At 28.3% G+C, this 25,858-nt stretch carries 29 protein-coding genes; 9 read left to right on the forward strand and 20 right to left on the reverse strand.

Going from position 1 to position 25,858, the window contains the following annotated elements:
* Positions 1–39 precede the first annotated feature (39 nt).
* Positions 40–1,560, reverse strand: coding sequence for a 4-alpha-glucanotransferase (malQ, locus tag HNQ06_RS04040; protein ID WP_184107664.1), 1,521 nt, complete (start codon positions 1,558–1,560; stop codon positions 40–42).
* A gap of 139 nt (positions 1,561–1,699) precedes the next feature.
* Between malQ and HNQ06_RS04045 the strand changes: the two genes are divergently transcribed.
* Positions 1,700–2,866: an OmpA family protein gene (locus tag HNQ06_RS04045; protein WP_184107665.1), complete on the forward strand. Its 1,167-nt coding sequence runs from the start codon at positions 1,700–1,702 to the stop codon at positions 2,864–2,866.
* 11 nt (positions 2,867–2,877) lie between these two features.
* Here the strand turns inward: HNQ06_RS04045 and HNQ06_RS04050 are convergent, their stop codons facing one another.
* Positions 2,878–3,255 carry a TraR/DksA family transcriptional regulator gene (locus HNQ06_RS04050; protein ID WP_184107666.1) on the reverse strand — a complete coding sequence of 126 codons (378 nt, stop codon included), beginning with the start codon at positions 3,253–3,255 and terminating at the stop codon, positions 2,878–2,880.
* 165 nt (positions 3,256–3,420) lie between these two features.
* Here HNQ06_RS04050 and infA point away from each other — a divergent pair, with 165 nt between their 5' ends.
* Positions 3,421–3,642: a translation initiation factor IF-1 gene (gene infA / locus HNQ06_RS04055; RefSeq protein WP_006433515.1), complete on the forward strand. Its 222-nt coding sequence runs from the start codon at positions 3,421–3,423 to the stop codon at positions 3,640–3,642.
* A 48-nt stretch (positions 3,643–3,690) separates the two neighbouring features.
* Here the strand turns inward: infA and HNQ06_RS04060 are convergent, their stop codons facing one another.
* The 10 genes from HNQ06_RS04060 to mnmE are packed head-to-tail and all read right to left on the reverse strand — an operon-like array spanning position 3,691 to position 14,965.
* A complete protein-coding gene (locus HNQ06_RS04060; RefSeq protein WP_184107709.1) occupies positions 3,691–5,697 on the reverse strand; it encodes an SH3 domain-containing protein in 2,007 nt (668 codons plus the stop codon).
* Complete coding sequence (locus HNQ06_RS04065) at positions 5,691–6,278, reverse strand: tetratricopeptide repeat protein (protein ID WP_184107667.1); 588 nt, start codon at positions 6,276–6,278, stop codon at positions 5,691–5,693. The genes HNQ06_RS04060 and HNQ06_RS04065 overlap by 7 nt, the downstream gene beginning before the upstream one ends.
* The gene (locus HNQ06_RS04070) at positions 6,260–7,246 is read right to left on the reverse strand and encodes a vWA domain-containing protein (protein ID WP_184107668.1); all 987 of its coding nucleotides are present in this window, start codon (positions 7,244–7,246) and stop codon (positions 6,260–6,262) included. The genes HNQ06_RS04065 and HNQ06_RS04070 overlap by 19 nt, the downstream gene beginning before the upstream one ends.
* Positions 7,243–8,244 (reverse strand): vWA domain-containing protein, encoded by a 1,002-nt coding sequence (locus tag HNQ06_RS04075; RefSeq protein ID WP_184107669.1) that lies wholly within the window; start codon positions 8,242–8,244, stop codon positions 7,243–7,245. Before HNQ06_RS04075 ends, HNQ06_RS04070 begins: the two co-directional genes overlap by 4 nt.
* Positions 8,231–9,136, reverse strand: a complete 906-nt coding sequence (locus HNQ06_RS04080; RefSeq protein ID WP_184107670.1) for a hypothetical protein — start codon at positions 9,134–9,136, stop codon at positions 8,231–8,233. Before HNQ06_RS04080 ends, HNQ06_RS04075 begins: the two co-directional genes overlap by 14 nt.
* Before the next feature lie 3 nt (positions 9,137–9,139).
* Positions 9,140–10,015 carry a DUF58 domain-containing protein gene (locus tag HNQ06_RS04085; RefSeq protein ID WP_184107671.1) on the reverse strand — a complete coding sequence of 292 codons (876 nt, stop codon included), beginning with the start codon at positions 10,013–10,015 and terminating at the stop codon, positions 9,140–9,142.
* Between the two features lie 14 nt (positions 10,016–10,029).
* A complete protein-coding gene (locus tag HNQ06_RS04090; RefSeq protein ID WP_184107672.1) occupies positions 10,030–11,022 on the reverse strand; it encodes an AAA family ATPase in 993 nt (330 codons plus the stop codon).
* A 57-nt stretch (positions 11,023–11,079) separates the two neighbouring features.
* Positions 11,080–11,706 (reverse strand): 16S rRNA (guanine(527)-N(7))-methyltransferase RsmG, encoded by a 627-nt coding sequence (rsmG, locus tag HNQ06_RS04095; RefSeq protein WP_184107673.1) that lies wholly within the window; start codon positions 11,704–11,706, stop codon positions 11,080–11,082.
* A complete protein-coding gene (gene mnmG, locus HNQ06_RS04100) occupies positions 11,703–13,568 on the reverse strand; it encodes a tRNA uridine-5-carboxymethylaminomethyl(34) synthesis enzyme MnmG (RefSeq protein WP_184107674.1) in 1,866 nt (621 codons plus the stop codon). The genes rsmG and mnmG overlap by 4 nt, the downstream gene beginning before the upstream one ends.
* Positions 13,569–13,570: 2 nt before the next feature.
* Positions 13,571–14,965 carry a tRNA uridine-5-carboxymethylaminomethyl(34) synthesis GTPase MnmE gene (mnmE, locus tag HNQ06_RS04105; RefSeq protein WP_184107675.1) on the reverse strand — a complete coding sequence of 465 codons (1,395 nt, stop codon included), beginning with the start codon at positions 14,963–14,965 and terminating at the stop codon, positions 13,571–13,573.
* Positions 14,966–15,048: 83 nt separating this feature from the next.
* Between mnmE and HNQ06_RS04110 the strand changes: the two genes are divergently transcribed.
* From HNQ06_RS04110 to csrA, 5 genes are read left to right on the forward strand one after another with little or no spacing between them, the layout of a single operon-like run.
* Positions 15,049–15,543, forward strand: coding sequence for a flagellar protein FlbF (locus tag HNQ06_RS04110; protein WP_184107676.1), 495 nt, complete (start codon positions 15,049–15,051; stop codon positions 15,541–15,543).
* A gap of 11 nt (positions 15,544–15,554) precedes the next feature.
* Positions 15,555–17,438: a flagellar hook-associated protein FlgK gene (gene flgK, locus HNQ06_RS04115; protein ID WP_184107677.1), complete on the forward strand. Its 1,884-nt coding sequence runs from the start codon at positions 15,555–15,557 to the stop codon at positions 17,436–17,438.
* A gap of 2 nt (positions 17,439–17,440) precedes the next feature.
* On the forward strand, positions 17,441–18,712 hold the full coding sequence (locus tag HNQ06_RS04120) for a flagellar hook-associated protein 3 (RefSeq protein WP_184107678.1): 1,272 nt from the start codon (positions 17,441–17,443) through the stop codon (positions 18,710–18,712).
* 1 nt (position 18,713) lies between these two features.
* Complete coding sequence (gene fliW, locus HNQ06_RS04125) at positions 18,714–19,106, forward strand: flagellar assembly protein FliW (protein ID WP_184107679.1); 393 nt, start codon at positions 18,714–18,716, stop codon at positions 19,104–19,106.
* A gap of 2 nt (positions 19,107–19,108) precedes the next feature.
* On the forward strand, positions 19,109–19,354 hold the full coding sequence (csrA, locus tag HNQ06_RS04130) for a carbon storage regulator CsrA (protein WP_008882526.1): 246 nt from the start codon (positions 19,109–19,111) through the stop codon (positions 19,352–19,354).
* Here the strand turns inward: csrA and tsaB are convergent.
* The 6 genes from tsaB to infC form a co-directional block, all read right to left on the reverse strand.
* Complete coding sequence (gene tsaB, locus HNQ06_RS04135) at positions 19,338–19,991, reverse strand: tRNA (adenosine(37)-N6)-threonylcarbamoyltransferase complex dimerization subunit type 1 TsaB (protein WP_184107680.1); 654 nt, start codon at positions 19,989–19,991, stop codon at positions 19,338–19,340. The two genes, csrA and tsaB, sit on opposite strands and share 17 nt — an antisense overlap.
* A complete protein-coding gene (tsaE, locus tag HNQ06_RS04140; protein WP_184107681.1) occupies positions 19,984–20,397 on the reverse strand; it encodes a tRNA (adenosine(37)-N6)-threonylcarbamoyltransferase complex ATPase subunit type 1 TsaE in 414 nt (137 codons plus the stop codon). Before tsaE ends, tsaB begins: the two co-directional genes overlap by 8 nt.
* Positions 20,394–20,654 carry a hypothetical protein gene (locus HNQ06_RS04145; protein WP_184107682.1) on the reverse strand — a complete coding sequence of 87 codons (261 nt, stop codon included), beginning with the start codon at positions 20,652–20,654 and terminating at the stop codon, positions 20,394–20,396. Before HNQ06_RS04145 ends, tsaE begins: the two co-directional genes overlap by 4 nt.
* Positions 20,655–20,866: 212 nt before the next feature.
* On the reverse strand, positions 20,867–21,214 hold the full coding sequence (gene rplT / locus HNQ06_RS04150; protein ID WP_184107683.1) for a 50S ribosomal protein L20: 348 nt from the start codon (positions 21,212–21,214) through the stop codon (positions 20,867–20,869).
* A gap of 20 nt (positions 21,215–21,234) precedes the next feature.
* On the reverse strand, positions 21,235–21,435 hold the full coding sequence (rpmI, locus tag HNQ06_RS04155; protein ID WP_008882757.1) for a 50S ribosomal protein L35: 201 nt from the start codon (positions 21,433–21,435) through the stop codon (positions 21,235–21,237).
* Positions 21,436–21,457: 22 nt separating this feature from the next.
* Positions 21,458–22,018, reverse strand: coding sequence for a translation initiation factor IF-3 (gene infC, locus HNQ06_RS04160; RefSeq protein WP_184107684.1), 561 nt, complete (start codon positions 22,016–22,018; stop codon positions 21,458–21,460).
* 202 nt (positions 22,019–22,220) lie between these two features.
* Here infC and HNQ06_RS04165 point away from each other — a divergent pair, with 202 nt between their 5' ends.
* Positions 22,221–22,874 carry a hypothetical protein gene (locus tag HNQ06_RS04165; protein WP_184107685.1) on the forward strand — a complete coding sequence of 218 codons (654 nt, stop codon included), beginning with the start codon at positions 22,221–22,223 and terminating at the stop codon, positions 22,872–22,874.
* 1 nt (position 22,875) lies between these two features.
* Positions 22,876–23,616 (forward strand): hypothetical protein, encoded by a 741-nt coding sequence (locus HNQ06_RS04170; protein ID WP_184107686.1) that lies wholly within the window; start codon positions 22,876–22,878, stop codon positions 23,614–23,616.
* A gap of 58 nt (positions 23,617–23,674) precedes the next feature.
* Here HNQ06_RS04170 and HNQ06_RS04175 read toward each other — a convergent pair whose 3' ends face one another.
* Together HNQ06_RS04175 and HNQ06_RS04180 are read right to left on the reverse strand one after the other, a co-directional pair.
* Positions 23,675–24,484 (reverse strand): TatD family hydrolase, encoded by an 810-nt coding sequence (locus tag HNQ06_RS04175; RefSeq protein WP_184107687.1) that lies wholly within the window; start codon positions 24,482–24,484, stop codon positions 23,675–23,677.
* Entirely contained in the window at positions 24,481–25,620 is a 1,140-nt protein-coding gene (locus HNQ06_RS04180; RefSeq protein ID WP_184107688.1) for a tetratricopeptide repeat protein, read from the reverse strand. Before HNQ06_RS04180 ends, HNQ06_RS04175 begins: the two co-directional genes overlap by 4 nt.
* Positions 25,621–25,858 lie beyond the last annotated feature (238 nt).

A 25,858-nucleotide genomic window follows, 5' to 3' on the forward strand; every position in this document is an offset into this window, starting at 1 on the left:
AAATACTTAAATTTTATAACAACTTTGCTCTTAAAAATCTTAAGCCCTGCCATAAAGCCTTGTAATAAAACTTATATTTTGACTCAAAGCAATATCTAAATCACTTTCTAATAATCTAAAAATACAATTATCTAAAGCACTTTTTGGGACATTTGCCCTAAATTCATCTCCTAAATTAATATAATCTTGCATTGGCACTATTACATTATCAGAAACACTGCCCATAGCACTTCTTATCATGTCCCAAACAACAAAATTTTCATTTGTATTTAAATAATCAAAAATGTACTTTTTATGCAAATCATCTAAAGAGTCAACAAACTCTCGTATTGTATCATTATCAGTAATTCCTGTATAAACTATACAATTTTTAATATAATTATGAGGAAGATTTTGATTGCCCGAATCAAAATCAAAGGCAAGCTTCATCATTTTCATTCCTGGAAAATTAAAAAAATCTCTTAGTCTTGAAACATCTTCAAGATCATTTTCAAAATCTTCAACCCAAATTTTTAAATCTTTAACTTCATTTAAAATAAAATTGAAAAAATCTCGTCCTGGTGATTTTACCCACAACCCATTTAAAGGATAAGTCTCACCGACACTAACTTCCCAAGTAGAAACAAAACCCTTAAAATGATCAATTTTAATTATATCTGCATACTTTCTTAAAACCCCAATCCTTTTTGCCCACCATTCGTACTTAAATTTCTTTAAAACATTCCAACTATAAGCTGCACTATCCCAAGCTTGCTCTTGTTCTGAAAAATAATCTGGTGAAATTCCTGCAACCTTATCTTTGCTTGCATCAAACCTTAGCTTAAAATATTTTTGATGTGCCCAAACATCAGCAGAATCATAAGCTATAAAAAGAGGCATGTTAATAACTAGCTCAATCCCCTTGTCATTTGCATAGCGCTTTAAAGCTTGAAACTGTGAAAAAAAGAAATATTGCAACACCTCTTGCACTTTAATCTCTTTTGAAAGAATATTTCTCAATTTAAACAAATCTTTTTCATTTCTTTTAAGAATTCCTCTATCAAAAAGAACATTAAAAGCATCCTTTGATTCTTTAAAAAAATATTCTTTAAATGCAACAAAACTTGCAAAATCTAAAAGCCAATAAGAAGACTTTTTTTTAAATTTTTCAAAGCTTCTAACCTCATCAGCCGAAGCTCTATTAATAAAGTTTAAAGCAGCTTCTTTAAGAAATTTATCTTTAAAGCTCAATTTTTTTAAATCAGAATACCTGGTTTCATTTTCCTTTAAAAGGCCCAAATCTGAATCTATAAATTTGTCAATGGCTTCTAAATCAATATAATAAACATTACCAGCAAAGGCCGAAAAAATTGAATAGGGAGGAGATCTTGTAAAATCAATAGGAGAATAAGCAAACATTTGCCAATAACTTTGAGAAGATGCAAACAAAAAATCTATAAATTTATAAGCTCCTTTGCCTAAATCCCCAATGCCATATTTAGATGGCAAAGAGCTTATGTTAAGCAAAATACCACTTTTTCTTTTTAAGTTTAAATTAATACTTATTTTTTTACATTTCATATAAAACCTCTATTAATTAATAATTTAAATAATTTCTTACTGTGTTATAAATTATAATCAATATCAGATCAGAACAACATATCAAATAGCAATTTTAAAAAAAATTTAAAATTAAATACTTTTATGATAAAATCTATTAATGAACATCAAAGCTACTGTACTATTGATATTATTTTTAGTTCAAAGCTTAGCTTTTTCTTCTGAAATCTTTGAATTTAAATACATTAAAGGTTCGAAGTTTAGATTAGAAGGTACAGATAATCAAAAAATATATTTCAACGGCCATTATAATTCAAGTTCTACCACCAATATTCAGATTTCAAGTGAAATAAAAGATATAAAAGAAAAATTTGCAAACATTAAAGCTTTTTTTAGAATCTTAAAAAGAGAAAATATTAATGAACCTTACCTATTAAATGAAGAATTTGAAGAAACCTTCAGCGTAAATAAGCAAGGAGAATATATAATAGGAGCAAATCAAAAAAGACCCTCTGTTAGAGGCATTCCAAGATTTCCAAAAACACCAATTAAAATAAATGAAAAATGGACATATCCTGCAGAAGAATATATAGAAGCGTCAAAAATAGATAAAAATATAAAAGATTTCGTTGTAAAATTTAATGTTAACTACGAATATAAAGGCAAAGAAGAATACAATGGCAAGCATTACCACATAATTCTTTCGAATTATGAATCACAATACAATGTAAAAAACATCTCTTTCTATCAAAAAGTGGACCAAAAAATTTATTTTGATAATGAAATCGGCAATACATATAAATATAGCGATAAATATATATTTGAAATAAATCAAAACAACAACCAACATTTTAAAATAATTGGAAACTCTCTTGGCAGAATAGTTTCAATCGAGCTTCCAAATGACAATCTTATTGAAACTGAAGTTGAAAATTACATCCGAGAAAAAAAAATAAAAGCTGTTGACGTTGAAAAAAACAATAAAGGCATTAATTTAAGCTTAGACATTGAATTTTATCCCAACTCATTCCAAATACTACAAAAAGAATATAAAAAAATTGACCTTATAGCCAAACTTCTTGAAAAATTTAAAAAAAATAACATACTAATAGAAGGACATACCGAACAATTTGAATTAGAAGAAGAAATGCTTGAGCTCTCTGAAAAAAGAGCTCGTGCAATTGGAAATTATTTAATAAAAATGAAAGTAAAAAACAAAGACCAAATACTATTTAAAGGATGGGGATCTCAAAAACCAAAATATCCTAAATCTTCCCCATTAAAGGCTAAAAATAGGCGAGTAGAAATTACAATATTAAATAACTAACTTAAGATGTATCATCTTTTGCTCTTTTTTTCTTTTTTTGTCTGACAACTAATACATAAAAAAGCATAAGGAATAGCTAGAAGTCTCTCCCTAGCAATCTCTTTTTCACAAGCCAAACACTTACCATAAGAATTTTGAGAAATTCTATAAAGAGCTTGATTTATTAAATTCAACTTTCTCTTTTCAACAAAACCTAACGCCTCAAGATTATTTCCATCCATATTATCAAAAGCAATGTCTACAACATCCTTTGGATACATATCATTATTAATAATTTCCTTTTTGCTATTTTCTACAGACTTAATAGAATCTAATATCTCTTTTTTTTCAGCTGAAAGAAATTTTTTGATCTCTTCAACAAACTCATGCTCAGAAATAGCTTTTTGCATGATACCTCCCTATAAATTACATTTTTAAAAAACTTCGTGTAATTATATACACAATTTCTTATAATGTAAACAAAAAATAATGCTTTTATTCTTAAAAAGAATAATTGAAATGATATGTTTAATCATGTAAAATTTATCCTATTAGAGAAAATTATGGAGGTTATCTTGAATATTAAAGAAGAAGCTATTGAAACTGAAGGAGTTGTAAAAGAATCCCTTCCAAATACCATGTTTAGAGTAGAGCTTAAAAACAAGCACATTGTACTTGCTCATCTATCTGGCAAGATGAGAAAACATTTCATAAAAATAGTTCCTGGTGATAAAGTAAAAGTTGAACTATCTCCTTATGATCTTACAAAAGGCAGAATAGTATACAGGGAAAAATAAAATTAAACCCTTTTAAAAAACTTTCAGAATGTTGTAAATATTTATTTTTTAGATCAAATTATCTTTTAAAGAAACAATAAAATTCTTGTGAATCCAGCCTTGAAGTCCATAACTTGTTTGAATAAGAACAAAATCGTCTTTACTGTCAAGAATATAAACACTTGCATTTCCTTTTAAAAATCTCCAACTCCTTGAAAAATTGTCAGGAACTTTATAAAGAGAAACCAAATCACCCTTAATTATTCCTACCTCAGACTGTTGCTCATAATAAAAATAATATGTTTCAAATATAGTAAAACAAGTCGCAGAAAAAAGTAAAAATATAATTATTTTTTTTAAATTTTTTGCCAAAAATCTATAAGAAATAGATACGACTAAAAAGTTTATCAAAAATAAGCTAATAATAAAAAAAATATTAGAAAAAATAAAACTATTGTTACGAACATTGTCTGTAACTCCATTTTTTGCTTCAATCAAATCAATAACTTTATAAGAGGTTTCATTATTCGGAGAAGCCAAAAATGCCTTATAAGCTGAATAAATAGCATCAAAATCCCTATCCATTTTACTTAAAACAAGAGCTCTATTTAACCAAAGTCCTGAATAATTTGGATATTTTTTAAGAATATTATCAATCTTAATAAGTGCAGCATTATAATTTTTAGTATTATAGTTTTCAATCAAATCATTTATATTTTTCTCTGACAATAAACCATCATTTACAGCATTTAAACTAATGCCAACAGCCAATATTAAAATAACCAGTCCAAAACTTGATGCTGCAAAAAATTTTTTATAGTTAATTAAAATAACTAAAGATAATAAAAATCCTGGAATCAAAAGTAAATAATAGTATGAAACAAAAAATAAAAAAGTTTTATTTTTATAATTCAAAATATCGGTATAAGATAATAGCTTAAAATCAGAATCTACATTATTTTGTATTTTGTTTATATTGTTAAACTCTCCTGAATATTCGTATTTTAATTTTTTCCCTTTAAGGGTATAAACTGTATCATTGTCGGGATTTAAATAATTAAAATCACCAATATTTAAAAATACACTACCTTTAGTGTCAGGCTTAACTGTATAAATTTGAGAAATACTGCCCTTGTATCCATTTTGAGAAGGCTTAAAGCTATAATTTTTCTTTTTATTAAGAATTTTAGAATTATAAGTTTCAATCTCTGGAAAGTAAAAATGTGGAAAATTCCCTTGACCTGTAATTTTTATTAAAATAGTAAATATATCTTGCTCAATTGTCGAATAAGTTGGGGTCTCATAATCAATTCTAAAAGTTCCTACTGCTAAAGATTTAACCTCTCCAGGAATTGGTTTTACTTTTAATAAAAGCTCGGGAGTATTCCTAACAAGACCAGAACCAATATTAAAAGAAAAACTGGGAATCAAAACATTCTTTGAACCCTTAAGAGGAGTTAGAACAAAGTTATAAAAAGGTACATCTAAAATTTCTTTATTATGAAAAGTTCTATATTTAATATCTCCAAATATAGGCATCTTTTCAACCATTGCATCTTTAATAGCAGGCAAAAATCCAGACATTTCATTAGAATTACTATCTGAAAGCCAATTTGAACGCAAAACAAACCCAATGCTTTGATATTCATAAACTTCTTTTTTATCAAGATCCCAATATAAATCAACTGGCAAACCAAAAGAATTTATTTCATCAGCTCTTAGCACACTAACTTCAACCTCTGAAGATAAATAAAAATCACCCTTATAAATTACTTTTAATGGAGGAATCTTAATAAATCCCAGACTCTCAAAAAGATATTCAACCTTGATCTCAATAAAAGAAAAGTTATTATTATCTGTTGTCCTAGATATTGATAAAACATTGGAATTGGATTGAATTTCTTTGTTTATTTCAACTTTTAGCAAATTTATGTCAATATCTTGCAAAGGATTGTTAAGCCTTACAATCTGAATAAATTTGTCGCCCTTTAAAACTTTAATATTTTTAACAAAATCAATACCCGTAAGCGAATAAAGTCTTGCGATTGAAAAAAAAGAAATAAATAATATTACCAATCTTCTTTTGGAACAACTAGATCCTCGTCTATTTTTCTCAACCATACAACCCTCTCAAGATTTTCAATATACCTTAAAAAATTTTCATTACTTTCAACAAAATTTTTACTTTTTTCTATACTTAAAGAATTCAAACTATCGCGCACCGTTCGTTTTTTTATTATTGCAAGTTCAAGATTATATTTAGCATTATAACTGCCAGGATTAATCTTTAAAGCTTCTCTAAAAGCCATCTCAGCCTTATGATAAAGTCCTTGATTATAGTATATTATCCCCTCGTTATAACTGACATTAAAATTTAAAAAAATATCATTGGTCTTCTTTGCATAAGAGAATATTCTAAGAGAACTTTCATACTCACCTAAGGAATAATATACAACACCAAGATTGTAATATCCCCAAGCAGAATATTTTTTGTCCTCTACAAGATTATAATAATTTGAAATTGCATTTTGATAATTTCCTCTAACATATTCGTAATTGCCAATAGCCATTAAAGACATGGACTTAACATTTGAACAAGACAAAAAACCTAAACACAAAAAGCAAACATATAAAACTGCTAAAAAGTTTCGTCCCACTTTATCATCCTGACAAATAAATACATAAAAATAAACAATAATGAAATAACCAAAAAAATTTTATATCTTGATACATCAACAAGTATAATGTCGTTTGACGTTCTTCTTATTATACCATTTCTTATATCATTGACAACAAAGTTAATCCCTTTTAAATACAAATTATAATATGATCCTTTAAGAGAAGAGGCAAGAAGAAGTAAATTTTCTTCATTTATCCCGGTTTTAATAAGATTTCCATTTTTATCCTTAATACTTAAGTTTTTATTAAATAAAACGGGATTACTCCCGCCAATCCCAACCACAAAACTTTCCAACTTTAAATTATTGACAAATTTAGAAAACCTATAATAATTATTTTCTCCCCAATCATCACCATCTGTTAAAATAACTAAAAAATTATAATAAGAGTCATCTTGCAAACTAGAGATTACACTAAAAACAGCATCTCCTAAAAAACTCCCCGGGGAGCTTATTAAATCAGGCTCTATATAATTTAACATCTTGTTTAAACTGTTTTTATCCTTAGAAAAAGGTAAAACCAATATAGACTTGCCTTTAAAAATAGTAAGAGAATATTCTGCATTCTCAAAATTACTTAAAATTAAACTAATCATATTTTTAGCACTCTCAAGCCTATTAATAATTTTACCTTCATCCACACTTAACATGCTACGAGAAATATCAAAAATAAAAGAAATTCTTAATTTACTTCTTTCATCCTCAACAGCTCTTTGTCCCCAAGAAATATCCAAAATGGATAAAATTAAAAAAATCAAGCTCAAAATAAAAAACATTGTCATGAGAACTTTTTTAATGTAATAATTTTGAATATAGGAATTGTCTGCATACATGAAACTTAAAGTTTTAAAAAACGGAATATTTCGTCTAAAATCAAGCACACATACAAAAAAAATAAACAATAAAATCAAAAAAAAGTATAAAGCACTATAATTATTTATACTCATAGTATCTCTTTTAAGAAAATTTTTGAAAAAATAAAATAAATAAGCAATAAGCAAAGCGCTAAAACTAAAAACTCTTTATAAATATCTTTATTGTCCACAGCTATTTTAATTTTTCTCTCCAAATTTTCCTTTTTTGAAAAATCTTGAATTGCAAATTGAAAAGAAAAATCATCATTAACCGAATAAAAAAGCCCCCCCGTTTTATTTGAAATCTCAACAAGCATACTAGGATCATAAACCTCTTTAAGACTTCCTTGATAAAATTTTCCAGATCTTAATTTAAACTCAACACTAAATTCCTCAGAACTTCCAATACCAATAGAATAAATCTTAACATTTAAACCTTGAGCAAGATTGATCACTTGATCTTTATAAATCTCATCTGAATTAACAACCCCATCCGTTAAAACCACTATTGACCTTTTAAAAGCTTCAGAATGCTTTAAATGAGATAGCGCAATAGAAATACCTAGTCCTAAGGCAGAGCCATTGCCAAGATCCATAATATAAATATCATCTAACTTTTTATTAAAAAATTCCCTATCTGTTGTTATAGGCACTACTATTGAAGCATCTTTTGCAAAAGCTACCAAACCAATATTATCATTTTCGCGTTGAGAAATAAAACTTCTAATCAATTCTTTTGAAAATTCAAGTCTATTCTTAGAAGAAAACTCAATAGCCCCCATACTAGGCGATATGTCAAGAACAATAACAATATCAGCACCAGCACTAAGATGTATCATCTTCTTTTTTGAAACTGAAGGACCTGCTAAAGCAAACACCATAACCATTGCAGCTAAATATAAAAAAGAATAAGTAAAAAAATACATCAAATTTAATCTATAATCCTTAAGTTTTAAGGAGTTGAAATTGCCATAAGGCGATATTGGAAACTTTATCTTGCCCCCTCTATTTTTAAAAAAATGATTAAAATAAATTATTAAAGGAAAAATTACCAATAAAAACAAATATAAAGGCTCATTAAATGTTAACATTAACACCTCTATTAAATTCTTCAAAATTCAATGCTGCGGTTCTTAAATCCTCTAAAACAAACGACAAACTATCAAATACTAAATCAACACCACTAAATTTACTAAAATCAGAAAGTCTTAACGTATTAATAAAAGTTGAACGAATCTCGTAAGGAACCTTAAGATCTTGCAAAATTATAGAAATTTCTGTTGTAGTAATCGCATTAAAATCGAAACCGGTTTTTTTAGATAAATAAACTCTTAAAGAAGAATTTATTAAATTATAAAATGTACTTTGATCTCCACCTTCTCTAACGTACTTAGATAAAATAACAAACTGCCTTTGCAATACTTTATAAGGCTTTCTAAGTCCGTGCCTAACTATCAAGTAAATCAAAAGCCGATTTAAAAGCTTTAAAAGCTTAATGATCAAATAAGGAATCAAAAACAAAATAAATATGAATAAAAACAAATAGGTGCTTGTTCCAGGAATAAATAAAACGCCTTCTATATTTTTAATTTTAAAATCAGAATTATTAGATACTAGTTTATCTGTATTAATTTTTATATTCTTTAGAATAACCTTGTTTTTCTTACCATTGCTAATTACATCCCCAATATAAATAGAAGGAAGAGAGCTGCTTCCAATATAAAAAGAAACAAAATTAACTATTATTTCATTTGTTGTGTCATTAAAACTAATCGAATTTATTTCAACAAATTCATCTTTAATATTAATATCTTTAAAATCTACAGGGAAAAACTCTTCACCATCATTTAAAATCAATGAAACTTTAAAATCAACAGAATCACCTACATAATAACGAGTTGGCATAAATATTTCATTTTTTATTTCATAAGAATGCAAAGATAAGGTTAAACAAAGAAAAAGATTTGAAATAGCTCTCTTCAAAATCTATTGTCCCTTTTTAAGAAGAATTTTAAGTTTTTTAAAAACATCTTCTTTAGTATCAATCTCAATAAAACTAATATTTTTTTTAATACATTCTTTTTTCCATTTTATTTTATCAAGCGTCCAATAGTTTTTATAACCAATTAATGTTGACTTACTAAACCCTGAAACTAAAAAATTTTCTCCAGTTTCAATATCTTCACAAATTAAAGTCCCAATTTTAGGAAAATTTTCATCAAAAAAATCTGAAATTCTTATAGCAATAACATTGTGTCTCTTGCTCAAAACATTTAAAGATTTAAAATAAGCATTTGCCTTAAAATCAGAAATAATTATAACTAAAGATCTTTTTTTATAATATTCTGCCGTATTTTTAAAAATATAAGCCAAGCTGCTACCCGGCTTAAGACTTCTATTAATCGTTTCACTTAATATCAATCCTAAGTGTGAATGACCCTTGCTAGAGGGTATAAACTTGTCTGTTCCACTTGAAAAAAAAGTAACACCTATTTTATCATTATTAAAAAATGCCATATGTGCAAAAATAGAAACCAATAAATCCTGAACATCCTTTTTATTTACCTTGTCTCCCAAGCTCATGGAAAGTGAATTATCAACAAGAAGATGAAGATTCATTCCCCTATCTTCTTTGAAAACCTTTGAAAAAATACTATCAGCTTTTGAACTCACATTCCAATCAATAAATCTAGCATCATCAGAATCCTCATATGGCCTAAATTCATGAAATTCAAGGCCAAGACCTTTAAAAATTGAACGATACCCACCAAAATTAAGCTCTGAAAGCATTTTCCTTGAAAAGAACTTTAAAGCTTTTATCCTAGTTTTAGTACTACTACTTATCTCATTATCTTGTATCATTTCAAAATTATTTCCTAAGGAAGTGCTACAGCAGAAAGAAGCATTCTAATAATATCATCAATACTCATTTCCTCTACCTCTGCCTCATAAGATGGTGTAATTCTGTGCCTTAATACACCGTAAGCAACAGCTTTGACATCTTCTGGTAGAACAAATATTCGCCCCTCATAAAGAGCATTAACACGAGCACACTTTAATAAACTAAGAGAAGCCCTAGGAGATGCGCCAAATTCAATATATTTGGCAAAGGGATATGTTTTCTTATCTCTCTCGCGAGATGCCGAGATTAAAGTAACAATATAAAGCATTATTTTGTCATCAACTTTTACTCTGCCAACCGTTCTCTTAATATCAGCCAAAGAATAAGCATTCATCACCTTCGCAACTTTAATATTCTCAAGACGTCCATCTACTGAAAATATTTTCAAAAGCCTTACTTCATCTTGCACTGATGGATAATGAACATTAACTTTTAATAAAAATCTATCAAGTTGAGATTCTGGCAAATTATAAGTCCCCTCCTGCTCTATTGGATTTTGAGTAGCAAGAACAAAAAACGGATCCGGAAGTCTATGCGTTTCGTCTCCAAGAGTTACTTGTCTTTCTCCCATAGCCTCTAGAAGAGCAGACTGAACTTTTGCAGGAGCCCTGTTGATTTCATCTGCTAAAATAACATTTGAAAATACTGGACCTTTTCTAACTTTAAAAGTGCCTGTAGCACTTTTATAAACCATATTACCAGTAAGGTCAGATGGCAAAAGATCTGGGGTAAACTGTATGCGCTTAAATTCAAGATCAAGAACATCAGATACGGTTTGAATTGCAAGAGTCTTGGCAAGACCTGGAACACCTTCAAGTAAAACATGCCCATCTGTTAAAAGACCCATTAAAATAGCATCTATCATTTCTTTTTGACCAAGAACTCTGCTTGCAACCTCTCTTCTAAATTTATTTATCAAATGTAATGCATTCTCTACTTCTGAATCTATCTGAAAACTACTCTTCATAATACTCCTAGTCAAAATCAATCTAAAATATAAATTGAACTTAAACGATAATAAATATTATCTGTAAAGCAAAACCAAATTTCTATCTACTCTTAATTTTGAATTTAAAGACTTTATTTCTATTTTACTAAATAAATTTTTAATCTGATTGACTTCAAGGTTAATTCTATCAAATTTACCCTTATATGCCATAATCAATCCTCCACTCTTTAAAAGATTTTTTAAAATTAATGCATATTCATTCATACTTCTAAAAGCTCTAATTGTAATAAATTCATACTTCTTTTTTTCTCTTTCAATCTCATATTCTAAAATTTTTACATTTTCTAAATCAAGTTCTAATTTTATCATTTTCAAAAAAGTAGACTTTTTTTTACTTCTCTCTAAAAGATAATATTTTCTAGAAGTGTCAAAAATAGCCAAAATAATGCCCGGAAATCCAGCACCACTTCCAACGTCAAGAACTTCAAAAGGATTAATCTCTTTAACAGTAGACAATCCCAAAAGAGAATCTATAACGTGTAGATTGAGAATAGAATTAAAATTGCTATTACTACTTGAAATTAAATTAAATCGTGTATTTAAAAGTAAAATTCTCTTTATATATAAATTTATTTTCTCAAGATCCCTGTAAGCAAACTGGAAATTATGTTCTGACAAAGCAAATTCAATGTCACTTATCATAAAGAAAAATTTATAACTACCTTATTTTTAGGATTTGAAAAATATATTAACAAAACAGTAATATCTGTACTTCTTATTCCAGGAATTCGACTTGCTTGAGCAAGAGTAGCTGGTTGAATCTTGGAAAATTTCTCTCTAGCTTCTCTTGAAAGGCCTTCAATAATCCCATAATTAAAATCAAATGGTAGCTTGACAAGCTCTAAATTATCAAGCCTTTTAATCAAATCTTTTTGTCTATTAATATAACCCTCATATTTAACATCTAATTCAACTTGTTCTAAAATTACTTTTGAATCACTTAAACTTGGATCAATCTTTATAAGATTATCTAAACTAATAGAAGGATCTTTTAAAATATGGTAAAAATCTTTACTAACATGTTTTTTTAACTGTTCATCAGCAACATCTTTTAAACTAAGGCGCCTTTGCTTTAAAAGCTCCTTTATCTCTTCAACTCTCCTCTCCTTAAAAAGATATCTTGAATATCTCTCCTTATCAACAAGCCCAAGATCATGTCCAATCTTAATCAAACGCTTGTCGCTAGTATCATGCCTTAAATTAAGTCTATGCTCAGCTCTAGAAGTAAACATTCTGTAAGGCTCTTTAGTGCCCTTGGTAACAAGATCGTCAATAAGAACTCCAATGTAAGAACTAGTTCTTGTTAAAATCATTGGCCTTTTATTTTGAAGTCTAAGAGCAGCATTAATTCCAGCCATTAACCCTTGAGCTGCTGCTTCTTCATACCCTGAAGAGCCATTGGTTTGACCTGCTATAAAAAGTCCTTTGACTCTTTTACTCTCAAGATTTGGATAAAGTTCAATTGGATTTATATAATCATACTCAACAGCATAACCAGGCCTTGTAATAACAGCATGCTCAAGACCTTCAATACTGTTAATCAATTTTTGCTGAATATTTTCAGGCAAAGAAGAGCTAAGACCATTAAGATACATTTCTTCAGTATTAAACCCTTCAGGCTCAATAAAAATTTGATGTCTATCTTTATCTTTAAATTTTACTATTTTATCCTCAATAGAAGGGCAATATCTTGGACCATTACCCACAATCTCACCAGAATAAAGAGGTGACAGGTGCATATTCTCGCTAATTATTTCGTGAGTTTTTTTATTGGTATAGGTTACATAACATGAAAGTTGAGATTTATCTAACTTGCCATTTGAAAAAGAGAAAGGAATAATGTCTGAATCTCCAAATTGAACCTCCGTCTTTGAAAAATCCACACTTTTTTTATGAATTCTTGCTGGAGTACCAGTTTTAAGCCTCCCCATTTCAAATCCAAGACCAAGTAAAGTTTTATCAAGCCCATAAGCAGAAAATTCAGCAAGCCTACCCATATCAGCTCTATACTCACCAATAAATATTTTACCTCGAAGAAACGTCCCCGTTGTAAGAACCACAACGCTTGATCTAAACTTATTGCCTCTCTCTGTAACAACACCTTCAATTTCATTTCTCATAGAATTAAGAAGAAAATCAACAACTGTATCTTGAAAAAGATCAAGATTGTCTTGACGTTCTAAAGTTTCCTTGGCCTTGGTTTGATACATTAATTTATCAGCTTGAGCACGTGGAGCTTGAACTGCAGGACCACGACTTTTGTTTAAAACTCTAAACTGAATCATGCTAAAATCAATAATACGACCCATTTCACCACCAAGAGCATCAATTTCTCTAACCATATTACCCTTAGCAAGCCCACCAATAGCAGGATTACAAGAAAGTTTACCTATTGTATCTAAATTTTGAGTAATCATTAAAGTTTTAAAATTCAACCTTGAAAGAGCAAGAGCAGCTTCAATTCCTGCATGCCCTCCTCCAATAACAATCGCGTCAAAATCCATATTTATTTCCCCAAACAAAAATTCTTAAACATATTGTCAAGAACATCTTCACTACTAACTTCTCCTGTTATTTCCCCTAAACAATTGATAATCTCATAAGCATCAAATGCTAACATATCATAACTTAATTGACGATCAATTTTACTTAGTAAATCTAAAATCAAAGCATAAGCTTTCTCTAAAAGTTGCATCTGACGACTTGATGATATTATTATATCATCAAGTCCAATCTCAACTCTCTCATAAGAGCTTAAAGCCTTTATTTTATCATAAAGAATATCTATTCCTTCTAAATTTTTAGTACTAATCATTATTAAATTTGAAGAATTTAAAACCTTTGAGCGAACAAATTCCTCAGTGGACTTATTTATCTTCAAATCTATCTTATTTAAAACGAATAATATTTTACTATTAGATTTATTTGAATCAATAAATAAGAAATCATCCCTTGTTAAATTTGAACTAACATCGATCACATAAATTACTAAAGATGCTTCCTTTATTAAAGAATTACTTTTTTCAATTCCCAATCTCTCAACAAAATCATCAGCATCTCTGAGTCCTGCTGTATCAAAAAGATTAAATAAAATACCATCAAGCTCAAAACTTGCTTCAATATAATCTCTTGTAGTGCCTGGATATGAAGAGACAATCGATCTATCTTTTTTGAGAAACAAATTAAATAAAGAAGACTTTCCAGCATTAACAGAGCCTGCTAAAACCAAAACAACACCATGATCAATTTTTTCATAAACCTTATAGGAATTAATTAATTTTTTAAGTTCAGCTTTGCTACTTAAAATTAAGTCAAAAGGAATACTAATCTCATGATCATCAACCTCATAATCAAGATAAACACTGACAGCTGAGAGAAAATTTAAAATACTTTTTTTTATTGAATCTATTTTAACAAACAAAGCTCCAGAAAGTTTATTAACTGCAAGAGAATAAGTTTTATTGGTTTTGGCAAAAATAATCTCATGAATTGCCTCTGCCTTTGTAAGATCAATTTTCTTAGCAAGAAATGCTCGCAAAGTAAATTCACCCGGTTCAGCCATCCTAAACCCACTTTTTAAAAACAAATCTATAATCTTTTTAATCCCAATCACAGAACCATGCGCCATAACTTCAATAGCATCTTGCCCTGTAAAGCTCTTTGGTGCTCGATATAAACAAACAACAACTTCATCTACCTTGCAATCATTCTCATTATCTAATATATAACCGTAATGAATCGTATTCCCAGATGCTGAATTGAGAGCTGAATGATTTGAAAAGATTTTAGAAAATTTAGATATAGAAGAAGTGCCGCTGCTACGAATCACACATAAGGCGCTACTTAAAAAAGGAGTTGCAAGAGCTACAATATCATCATCTCTCTCAAAAAACTTACTCATACTTTAATGTATTATAACACAATAAAAAAGACAAAATTGATTTGTAAATATGTTTATAATAGCTTATAATTAATTTTATAAAAATGAAAACAAAACTTGAAATTGAACTAAGAGAAGTCTTAAAAAAAGAGCTTCTCTTAGTAGAAGAAATATATAATTCATACTTAAAAATAAAAGAAAATATCGACAATAAAAATGAAACGGGACTTAAAGAGATTGCAAACAACACAAAAATATTGCTTGAAAGTTTTAAAGAAATTGAGAGCAAAAGAGACGAAATTTGGAAAAAATTTACTCAAAATGAAAACTTTAAGTCAACTTACGAAGCTGTAGAAAAATTGACTACAATTTATAAACAAGAAATATACGACTATCTACACAAATTGAAAATTGGAATACTTAATATCAAAAATTTAAACTACATAATACGAAACTATGTAAACACGTCCCTTGACATGTTATCAATAATATTCCAAGATATCCAAGAAAGCGTAGAAAATGTAACTTACAAAAACCCTTACGGGCCAAAAATTGGACGCTCAAACGAAGCTTCCGTTTTAATAAATAAAAAACTTTAAAGGAGTTTAGAGTGGATTCAACATTTTCAGGAATAGAAATTGGCAAAAGAAGTTTATTTGCACATAAAGATGCTATGAATACAGTTGGACACAATTTATCCAATGCTACAAAGCCTGGATATTCAAGGCAAAGAGTAACAATGAAAACCGAAATTCCTCTTTACGCTCCACAATTAAACAGAGCTAAAAAGCAAGGACAATTGGGCCAGGGAATCGCGGTCCAATCTATAGACAGAGTAAAAGATGAACTACTTAACACAAGAATCATTGAAGAATCACACCGACTAGGATACTGGACCTCACAAGACAAGTTTATATCAATATTAGAAGATGTTTATAACGAACCTGAGGATCAATCAATAAGAAAAAGATTAAATGATTTTTGGGAAAGTTGGCACGATCTAGCAAATCAACCACAAGGTTTAGCAGAAAGAAAAATAATTCTAGAAAGGGGCAAATCTTTCTGCGAAGGAATAAGAAACAGATTCCATTCGCTTGAAAGAATTTACATAATGGCAAACGATGAAATAAAAATTACAACAGATGAGGCAAACAATTACATTAGAAACATTGCAAGTCTTAATAAACAAATTGCAAAATCTCAAGCAATGAAAGACAATCCAAATGACTTAATGGATGCAAGAGACTTAATGGTTGAAAAATTAGGCAATATAATAAGTATATCAATTGAAAACAAACAAGATCCCAATGAATTTTTAATCCACTCAGAAGGAAGACACCTCGTACAAGGTTCAATTGCAAATGAATTTAAACTAGAAGCTACAAACGGACCTACCAGGACTAGATGGAACATTTTATGGACAAATAATGACAAAACTTACCTTAAAACGGGAAAACTGGGATCTTTGCTTAACATAAGAGACAAAGAGGTTAAAAATGAAATCAATGAACTAAATAATATAGCTGTCAACATTATAGAGCTTGTTAACGAAATACATGAAGCAGGATATGGAATGGATAAAAAAAATGGAAGAAGCTTTTTTTCTCAAGAACTAAAACTAACTGATGATCGAGGTAGATATGATACTAACGGAAATGGCCAGTTTGATTCAGTTCATATTTTCAAAATTAATAGCACAAACGAAATATTTCCAGAAGAAAAATTGGGATTTTACGGAACTCTTAAATTTGGGACTACAAATAGCAATGAGATTATAGAAATACCCTACAATGCTCCAGATACAGTTCAAGATGTGATAAATAGAATAAACAATTCCAACGCACAAGTTACAGCAAGAATTAACTCAGAAGGCAAGTTTGAAATCAAAGCAGTTAAAGAACAAGAAGATGAGAACATAACATTTAAAATCAAGCACCTAGAAGATTCTGGATTATTTCTAACAAAATACACAGGAATATTAAATGCATCTGGACCTGAGGGAGCTTATGATTATAAAAATATTGACACAACAGACAAATTGGCACCTAAATCAACCTATTCAATCTCACCTCTAAAAAATCCTGCAGCATGGATAAAAGTTGCAGATACAATAGACTCAGATCCTTCAAAAATAGCATCAGGAATTAAAAATCCAACAAATGAAATATCCATTGGAGATAACCAAGCAGCGCTGAGAATCTCCTCTTTTGGAAATTCTCAGATTATGATTGGCAAAAATTTAACACTAAATGATTACTTTGCAAATACAGCATCAAATATAGCAATAAAAGGACAAATTTCAGAAATCACAAAAGAAAGCCAATCTCAAATATTAAAAGATTTAACAGATCTAAGAATGTCTATTTCTGGAGTAAACAAAGATGAAGAACTTGCAAACATGATCGAATTTCAACAAGCATTTATTGCAGCAAGTAAATTTATCACTGTTTCTGCTGAACTAATAGACACAGTAATAAATAAAATGGGAGTATAAGCATGATAAATAGAGTAAGTCATCCATTAACATATGAAAATTTTAAAACCTCTACAGCAGAGCAAGAGTCTAAAATTACAAAACTTTTAGAAAACTTATACAAAGGTAAAAGGATTATAAAACTAAGAAACGATCCAACAGGTGTTAATCACGCAATAAGGCTAGATAATGACATATTTAAAATTAATGTATACATAAAAAATATTGGTATTTCTAAAGGCAACCTAAGGTATACGGAAGGATATTTACAATCTCTTACAAACATTTTAACACGAGCTAAAGAAATTGCCGTTCAGGGAGCAAGCGGAACTTATGAAGCAGATGACAAAAAAATGATATCAAAAGAAGTAAATGCTTTGCTTGAAGATGTTGTTGCAATAGCAAACGCTAAAGGGCCTGATGGATATAGCATATTCTCAGGGACTAAAATTGATAGTGAGGCGTTTAAGGTAACTAGAGAGAATAAAATAAGCAAAACAAGCAAAGACGGTGCAGGCCCCCAAATAATCAAAGTAGAATACAATGGCAACCAAGCTGAAAAAAAAACAGAAGTATACAATGATATTCATATGTCAAATAATTATCCTGGAAATGTTATATTTTTCTTACAAAACCAAAATATAATCTCATCAATAAACACTAATGGATTTGCCGTAAAAGAAAATACAAAAATTTATATTGACAATATTGAGATAGGACTAACAGCAGGAGACACTGCTCTTGACATTGTTGCAAAAATCAATGAATCTTCAGCACCTGTTGAAGCAAGCATTGATCCGGTTTTAAACTCATTATCTATCAAAACTACAACTCCACACCAAATTTGGATAACAGAAGAAAAAGAATCAAATGTTTTGCAAACACTTGGAATACTTACTAAAAACAATGATACCAAACTACCTCCTTACAACCTTTCTAGCAGTACAGAAGTTAGAAGCAGATCTATTTTCGATGCTCTTATTGAGCTTAGAGACACACTTTATAATAACAAAGAAGAGCTTATTGGAAGCAGAAGCCTGGCAGAAATTGACGAAAGCTTAAAAAGATTACTTATATCCGTTGCAGATCTTGGAGCAAAAGAAAATAGACTTGATAGAAGCTATGAAAGAATAAGCAAAGAGGCTGCAGATATGAAAGAAGATATGGTTCAATATACAGATCTTGATGTAACAAAAGCAATAACCAATTTAAATATGGCAAGCTTAGCTTATCAAGTATCTATAGGAATCTCTGCTAAAATAATGCAAACAACCCTATTAGATTTTATAAAATAGAATGATAGATGAAAAAAGTATAGAATTTGATTTTCCCGAAGGAATACTTGGATTTGAAAACATTAAAAAATTTATAATAAAAGACTCTAAGTATAAGCCTTTTTCTATTATGCAATCCATCAATAAAGACGTAAGTTTTTTGGTAACATCTCCTTTTAATTTTTTAAGCGAATACTTACCAAATATCCAGGAAAAAGATTGGTCGGACATTAAGGCGAAAGCAGAAGATGAAAAAGTTATACTATGCATAATTAATATGCATGTCAATGATTATAAAGACATTACAGCCAACTTAAAAGCACCAATCATAATAAACAAAAAAAAATTACTTGGAAAACAAGCTATATGCACAAATGAAAAATATTCACTACACCATAAAGTTTTCAAGGAATAAAGATGCTAGTATTGTCAAGAAAAGTAAATGAAAGTATTAAAATAAATTCTGATATTGAAGTTTTAATATTAGAGATAAAAAAGGATGCTGTTAAAATAGCAATTAAGGCCCCTGAAAACATTAAAATATTTAGATCTGAAATTTATGAATTTATTATAGAAGAAAATAAAAAATCACTACTAAAAGACAAACACAATATAAGTAAAATTAAAAGCCTATTTAATCATTATTTCAAGAATGAAAATTAACCTCTGCATCACTTTGTCTTATATAAAGAGGTCCTGACAAAATATCATCACTTTTGCGATTTTTTAAGTATTTAGCTATTCCAAGTTCTGTCAAAATTTTTCCAAACGAATTTAGATTTTCAATGATTTTAAATTTACAATTGAATTCTTTGCAAACATCCTCAAGATTGTTCCCAATAAGCACTAAATTCGGATCAATCTGATTTAGATATTCAAACAAATCTTCCTTAGAAAAACACAAAATCCTCCCTATCAATTCGCAACTTTTATAATGCCCAAGAAAATATTTACCTGCAGTAAAAGTTAATACAATTACACTGGGGCTGTTTTTAACTAAATTTGCAAAAACATCTAATGTGGAAACATTGACAAAGGGAATAGAAAGACCTAAAGCAAGACCTTTGACAAAACTTAAACTAATTCTAAGGCCAGTAAAAGAACCGGGGCCACAAGAATTTATAATTAATTCAATTTGATTAAGATCTATATTATTTTTAATTACAAAATCATTGAAAATTTTTGGAACACTAAAATTAAAATTTGATTTAAGTTCAACCAATGAAAAATTCTTATTATTAATTCTACAATAAACTATCAATGCTTTATATGAATATTCCAATGCAAGTGTATTAATCATTAAATTCTACAACCCTGCCTGAACCGACTATTTTAAAAGTTAAAGAAAATAATCTGTCTTTTGGAACAATACTCAAAGCAATTTGTGGCCATTCAATAGCAATAATTGAATCAAGATCCATAAGTATTTCTAATCCCCCAACAAGCTCAAATTCTTCTAAAGAAAACACCCGATATAAATCAATATGATAAAATTTGAAATCTATAAAATCATAAACATTAATAATGTTATAAGTTGGACTTGTAAAATAAGAAATTCCAAGATTAAGGGCAAGTCCCTTTAAAAAACTAGTTTTTCCAGATCCCATATCACCACTTAAAACAAATATCTTACCAATTGGCAAAGGATAAAAAAAAGATTTGGAAAAATTTATCATTTTTTTTTCGGATTTAAATTCTAAAATCAAGGGAGCTTACCTTTAAGCTCCAAATCAATTACACACCTTTTAATTGCAACCATTAGCTTTAAAACAGGATAATTTAAAAGATCTATAAAATCAATAGTAACATGCTTTTCTCCCAAGGGTGTAGCCTCAATTACGAACTTGACTTTTTTGATTTCTAAGATGTCATTATACTTATAAATAACATCAGCAAAATATACATTTCTATAGTGTATGAAACTCTCTTGCTTTTCAATATTATTAAGAGAAATAAGCTGCACAATAATAATCCTTAAATAAATTAAACTCCCAAAAAGCCAACATAAGAACATTTTTATTTAGCGCTATTTTTCAAGGCGGAATTTTTATTCTTAACCTCTGAATTGCTTTTAGCTATCATTGACTAAAAATATTCAAATTCCTAAATTTTATGAGATGTCGCAAAAAAATAACTCTAATTCTTAAAATTAAACCTCCCAGGAGTTTTGATTTTTCATTTTCTTATTTCTAAAACAATTTTTTTAAAAGCTTCAACATCTTCAATTGCCAAATTAGACAAAATTTTTCTATTAATTTTTATATTAGACTTCAATAAACCCTCAATAAATCTTGAATAAGTAACCCCAGTATCACTTAAAGCAGCCGAAATTCTTGAAATCCACAAGCGTCTAAAATCTCTTTTTCTAACCTTTCTATCTCTTGTGGCATACATCATGCCCTTTCTCAAGGTATCCTTAGCTTTTTTATAATTACTCTTTTTTGTACCCCAAAACCCTTTTGTTTTTTTTAAAATTCGCTTACGCCTTGCAACGTGAACTGTACCATTTTTAGCCCTAGCCATATCTATCTCCTAAAATTATTTTAACCATAAGGTAATAAAGTTTTAATTCTTTTAACTTCAAAACAAGAAAGATTGCCCGATTTCCTTAAATTTCTCTTGCGCTTAGAAGATTTTTTTGTCAAAATATGCCTTAAATTTTGCTTTTTATGCTTAACTTTACCATTTACAGTAAAAGAATACCTTTTTTTTGCACTTTTGCGTGTTTTCATTTTATTTGCCATTTCATCCCCTTTAATTTAATATTTATTTTTTAAACTTAGGCGCTACAATCAAAAACATTGTTTTGCCTTCCATTTTAGCCGCAGATTCCAAAACATAATTCACATCCCCTACTTTTTCAAGAATGCTATTTAAGATACCATATCCTAAATATGTGTGAGCAAGTTCACGACCTCTAAATCTTATTGTAACTTTAACCTTATTGCCATCTTTTAGAAAACCTAAAATGTTTTTTGATTTAAAATCAAGGTCATGAGCATCTATCTTGGGCTGCATTCTGACTTCCTTAAGCTTAATTACTTTTTGATTCTTCTTTTGCTCTTTTTGACGCTTTTCTTGATGAAATTTATATTTCCCATAATCAATAATCTTACAAACCGGAGGAGATACATTAGGAGAAACCTCAACCAAATCAAGTCCAGATTCCTTTGCTCTTTTAATAGCATCTTCAATCGACAAAACCTCTTGTGTTCCATTTTCAAAAATAACTCTTACCTCGCGAGCCTTAATTCTGTAATTAATTTTTAATTCCTTGTCATTTGATCTGGACCTATCCCTATCTCTATTGGCATTTCTATTTATCATTTAAAAAATATATACTCCTAAATCAATTAATAATTAACATTAATACTTAATTTTATTATACATTCACTAAAAAGTAAATTCTAAGAATAATGTTTGCAAAAAATAATAAAATCATAACATTGATAAACAAATATCCAAATCACACAAGTTTCTAGTCAATCAATTGATTTAAAAAACGTTTAAAAGTAGAATTATAATTACAATGAGTTTATTTTTATTAACAAGTCTACCACTAATATTAAAAATTTATATGAATATTCGGTTAAAACAAAGTCAAACAAAAAATACCCAAGCCCATGTTTTAGCAATATTTCTTGCAATAACAATGTTTTCTTTTCTTTATTTAACTCAAGAATTTATTCTATACAGATCATTTGAATTGGATTATACATCAAGAATAAGTCTAGGGATTTCAATATTTATCAAAGAACATTTATATTACTATATATTTCCATTATCAATATTTATATTTTTTTTTACTCTAAATGAAAATTCTTTATTTAAAAAAAATTTAAAAATTCTTATATATTTCACATTTGGACTAATTTTTTCTAAAAATTTAGAAATAATAATTCTAAATAGCAAAATTTTTGAAATCTATGAATATATAGAATTACCAATACTTAATGCAATAGAGCTAATATTTTCAGCCACAATCTTTGAAAAGAAAATTAAAAAATGCCAAAAATACTCGGCAAAAGAATACAAAATCATTCTTTCTCCTATTATATTTTTAGGATTATTTATTGCAACTTTAAAAACATTAATTCTAACCAATATGAGTATCTATGCACTAATAATACTTGGCTTGGTTTTAATATATATAGCTATTAATAATAAGTATACTGGAAAATAAAATGTCTGACCCAAAAAAACTTGCTATAATAGCGCTCTTAGTAATTTCAACACAAGGATGCAAAGAATCTTCCATTATTGAAAAACAATTTAATTATGCAATAATTTTTTCAGATGCAACCGAATATTTTTTTGAAATTCAAAAAACTCCATTCATAAAAAACGAAATACTATTTATAAATGACAAAAATTTAGAAATTATAAAAGACAAACTTCAAACAACAAAAAAAATACTATTAACCCACAAATCAAATAATGAAATTCTAAATAATGAAATTCTAAAAGAGAAAATTTTTTATCTATCAAAAATAAAATTTTCTCTTAAAAAATCTATTGATTTTCTGCTTAACGAAAAATCAATAAACTTGCAAAAAACATTATTATTTAGAGACAAATCTCTAAATAGCGAAGACCTTGAATACTTAGAAAAAAAGGGCAAAGAAAAAAATGTTAATGTTACACTAATAAACGAAAAAAACATATCCTATATTCAAACATTCATTACTCCTCAAATAAAAACAATAATATTATTCTCTTTAAGGGATAATAATATTATCTTAAAAAAGATATTAAATTCGCCTTTTTTCAAAAATATAAAATTTGTATTAATTGGTAATACAAGAAAAGACTTAAAAATTATTAAGCTACAATATGTAATCACTCTTAAAGAGCCTGATTTGATAAAAATAGCAAAAGAAGTTGAAAAAAATTTTCAATATGAATTTAACATTTATAAGCAATAAAAATGGTTAAATTTAAAGCTAATAATAAAATACACAAGCAAATAATTATAAATAAAATTTAATGCAGCAATAAAAGATCTTTAAAGCTATTGTATACAGCAATAGCAACATCATTAACAGAGCAATTTTTAATCCTTGCAATCTCAAGACATACATATCCTAAAAACAAAGGTGAATTTATTTTGCCTCTCAATGGCACTGGGGCTAAAAAGGGACTGTCCGTTTCTATTAAAAGATCGTTGGTATTTAATTTGCCAACAAGAATCCTTAAAGGTTCTGCATTTTTAAAAGTTATATTACCTGAAAAAGAAACTTTAAATCCCAAATCAATAAATTTTTTAGCATATTCATAAGTTCCCGAATAACAATGTAATATACCCCTATTTAAAAAATTTAAAGACCTTACAATATTATAGGCATCATCATACGCATCTCTTATATGCAAAATAACTGGCTTTTTATATTTACTAGCCAAATACAATTGCTCTTCAAAAGCTTGAATTTGAAATCTCTTGTTATCTGCTTTAAAATAATCAAGACCCATCTCGCCAACAGCAACAACATTTTCACTAATCAAAATTTTTTCAAGCTGTTTAATATCATCTTTAAAATGATCACTTAAATTTAAAGGATGAATACCCGCTGTTAAAAATACATTAGAATAAGGGCTTAAAAGATTTTTTCTATCATTAAAATCACCAGGATGCAAACCAACATCAAGAAAATAAGAAAAGCCGTTTTTAAAACATTCATTAATAATGTAATTGACATCCAAAGATCTTTTCTTTAATTCATAAAAATGAACATGAGTATCTATTAATTTATCAAAAAAAATAGATTTTTCAGTTTCAAGTAAAGAGTCCGTCATTCCATTTTTTTCCTAAGAGCCGAAAGATAATCAATAACAACAATATTTTTCATACCAAGCTGCAAAAAGCTTGATAAAATATCAATGGCATTTCCAATCTGCCCTAATGATTCATAACATTCAGCGGCATTAACATACAATGCTGAATTTTTAGGATTATTTTTAATTAAACTTTTAATAGCCATTAATGCTTCTTCATATTTACCTTGTTCCTTTTGAATAAGAGCAAGTCCAAGTATAGCAAACATATCAAAATCAACATCAAGAGCCTTCTTATAATAAATTTGAGAATTTTCATAATCATTCAAATAGCGATAAGCATCTCCTACTCTTGTAAGAACCAAATTATTTTTTGGATCTTTTTCGATAATATCAAGCCAATATTTTAAAGCCTCTTTGTACTCCTTATTCCCCCTATAACAATCAGCAAGTCCAAAAACGGCATAAAAATTGCTAGGTGAAATTTCTAGAGCTTTTTTAAAAAAATAAATTCCTCTAGTAAATTCCCTTAGCTTGCGATAACAATTACCAATTGAAGTTAATACTCTAACATCAACTTTGGATTGATTTAATTCATACATTTTAAGCCAATACTTTAAAGCCTCTTTATATTCTTTAAAGTCGTAATACAAATGACCAATACCTACAAGAGCATAATCATTATCAGGCATTAATTCCATTACCTTAAGATAAGTTTGCTTAGATTTTTGAAAATTTTTTAGCTTCCTGTAAGATGCCGCAACTCTTGTTAAAACTGTTATATTCTCAGGATCATATTTTAAATATTCTTCCCATATGTCTGTGGCTTTTTTATAATTATCTAAATTTCTGTAACAATCTCCAAGTCCAAAAAGAGCATAATTATTGCTTGGATGCTTTACAAGACATTTTTGATAATAAACTATTGCTTTATCGTAATTATTCTTCTTCCTTTCAATGTCCCCAAGCCCAACAAGAGCATAATTATTCTCATTATCCTTTTCAAGGATATCAGAAAATAAACTTTCCGCCTCAGAAAGTCTTTCTTCTTTAATCAACTGATACCCTCTTTTTGATTTCTCAGTGACATCAAGAAGTTGATCATCAGAAATACTCGAGAGATCTTCTAAAGCATCCAAAATTTTTTCATTTAACATAAATACCCCTTTTAAATCGGTTTATCAAAGATATAACTTTAACTACCTTGAACACACCACAAATAATAATACGTAAAGCTCAATTTATATATAAATACAACAAAAATTAATCTAACTTTAATATCCAACTTAATAACATTCATTATATAAAAAAACATGAAAAAATATAATTGATTTTTTTTAATCAAGCTTATTCTATTTATTTCATAAAAGCAATTTTAAAAAATATTAAAATAAA

Origin of the sequence: Borreliella lanei, from assembly GCF_014205895.1 — a bacterium.
In the GTDB taxonomy this organism is placed as follows: domain Bacteria; phylum Spirochaetota; class Spirochaetia; order Borreliales; family Borreliaceae; genus Borreliella; species Borreliella lanei.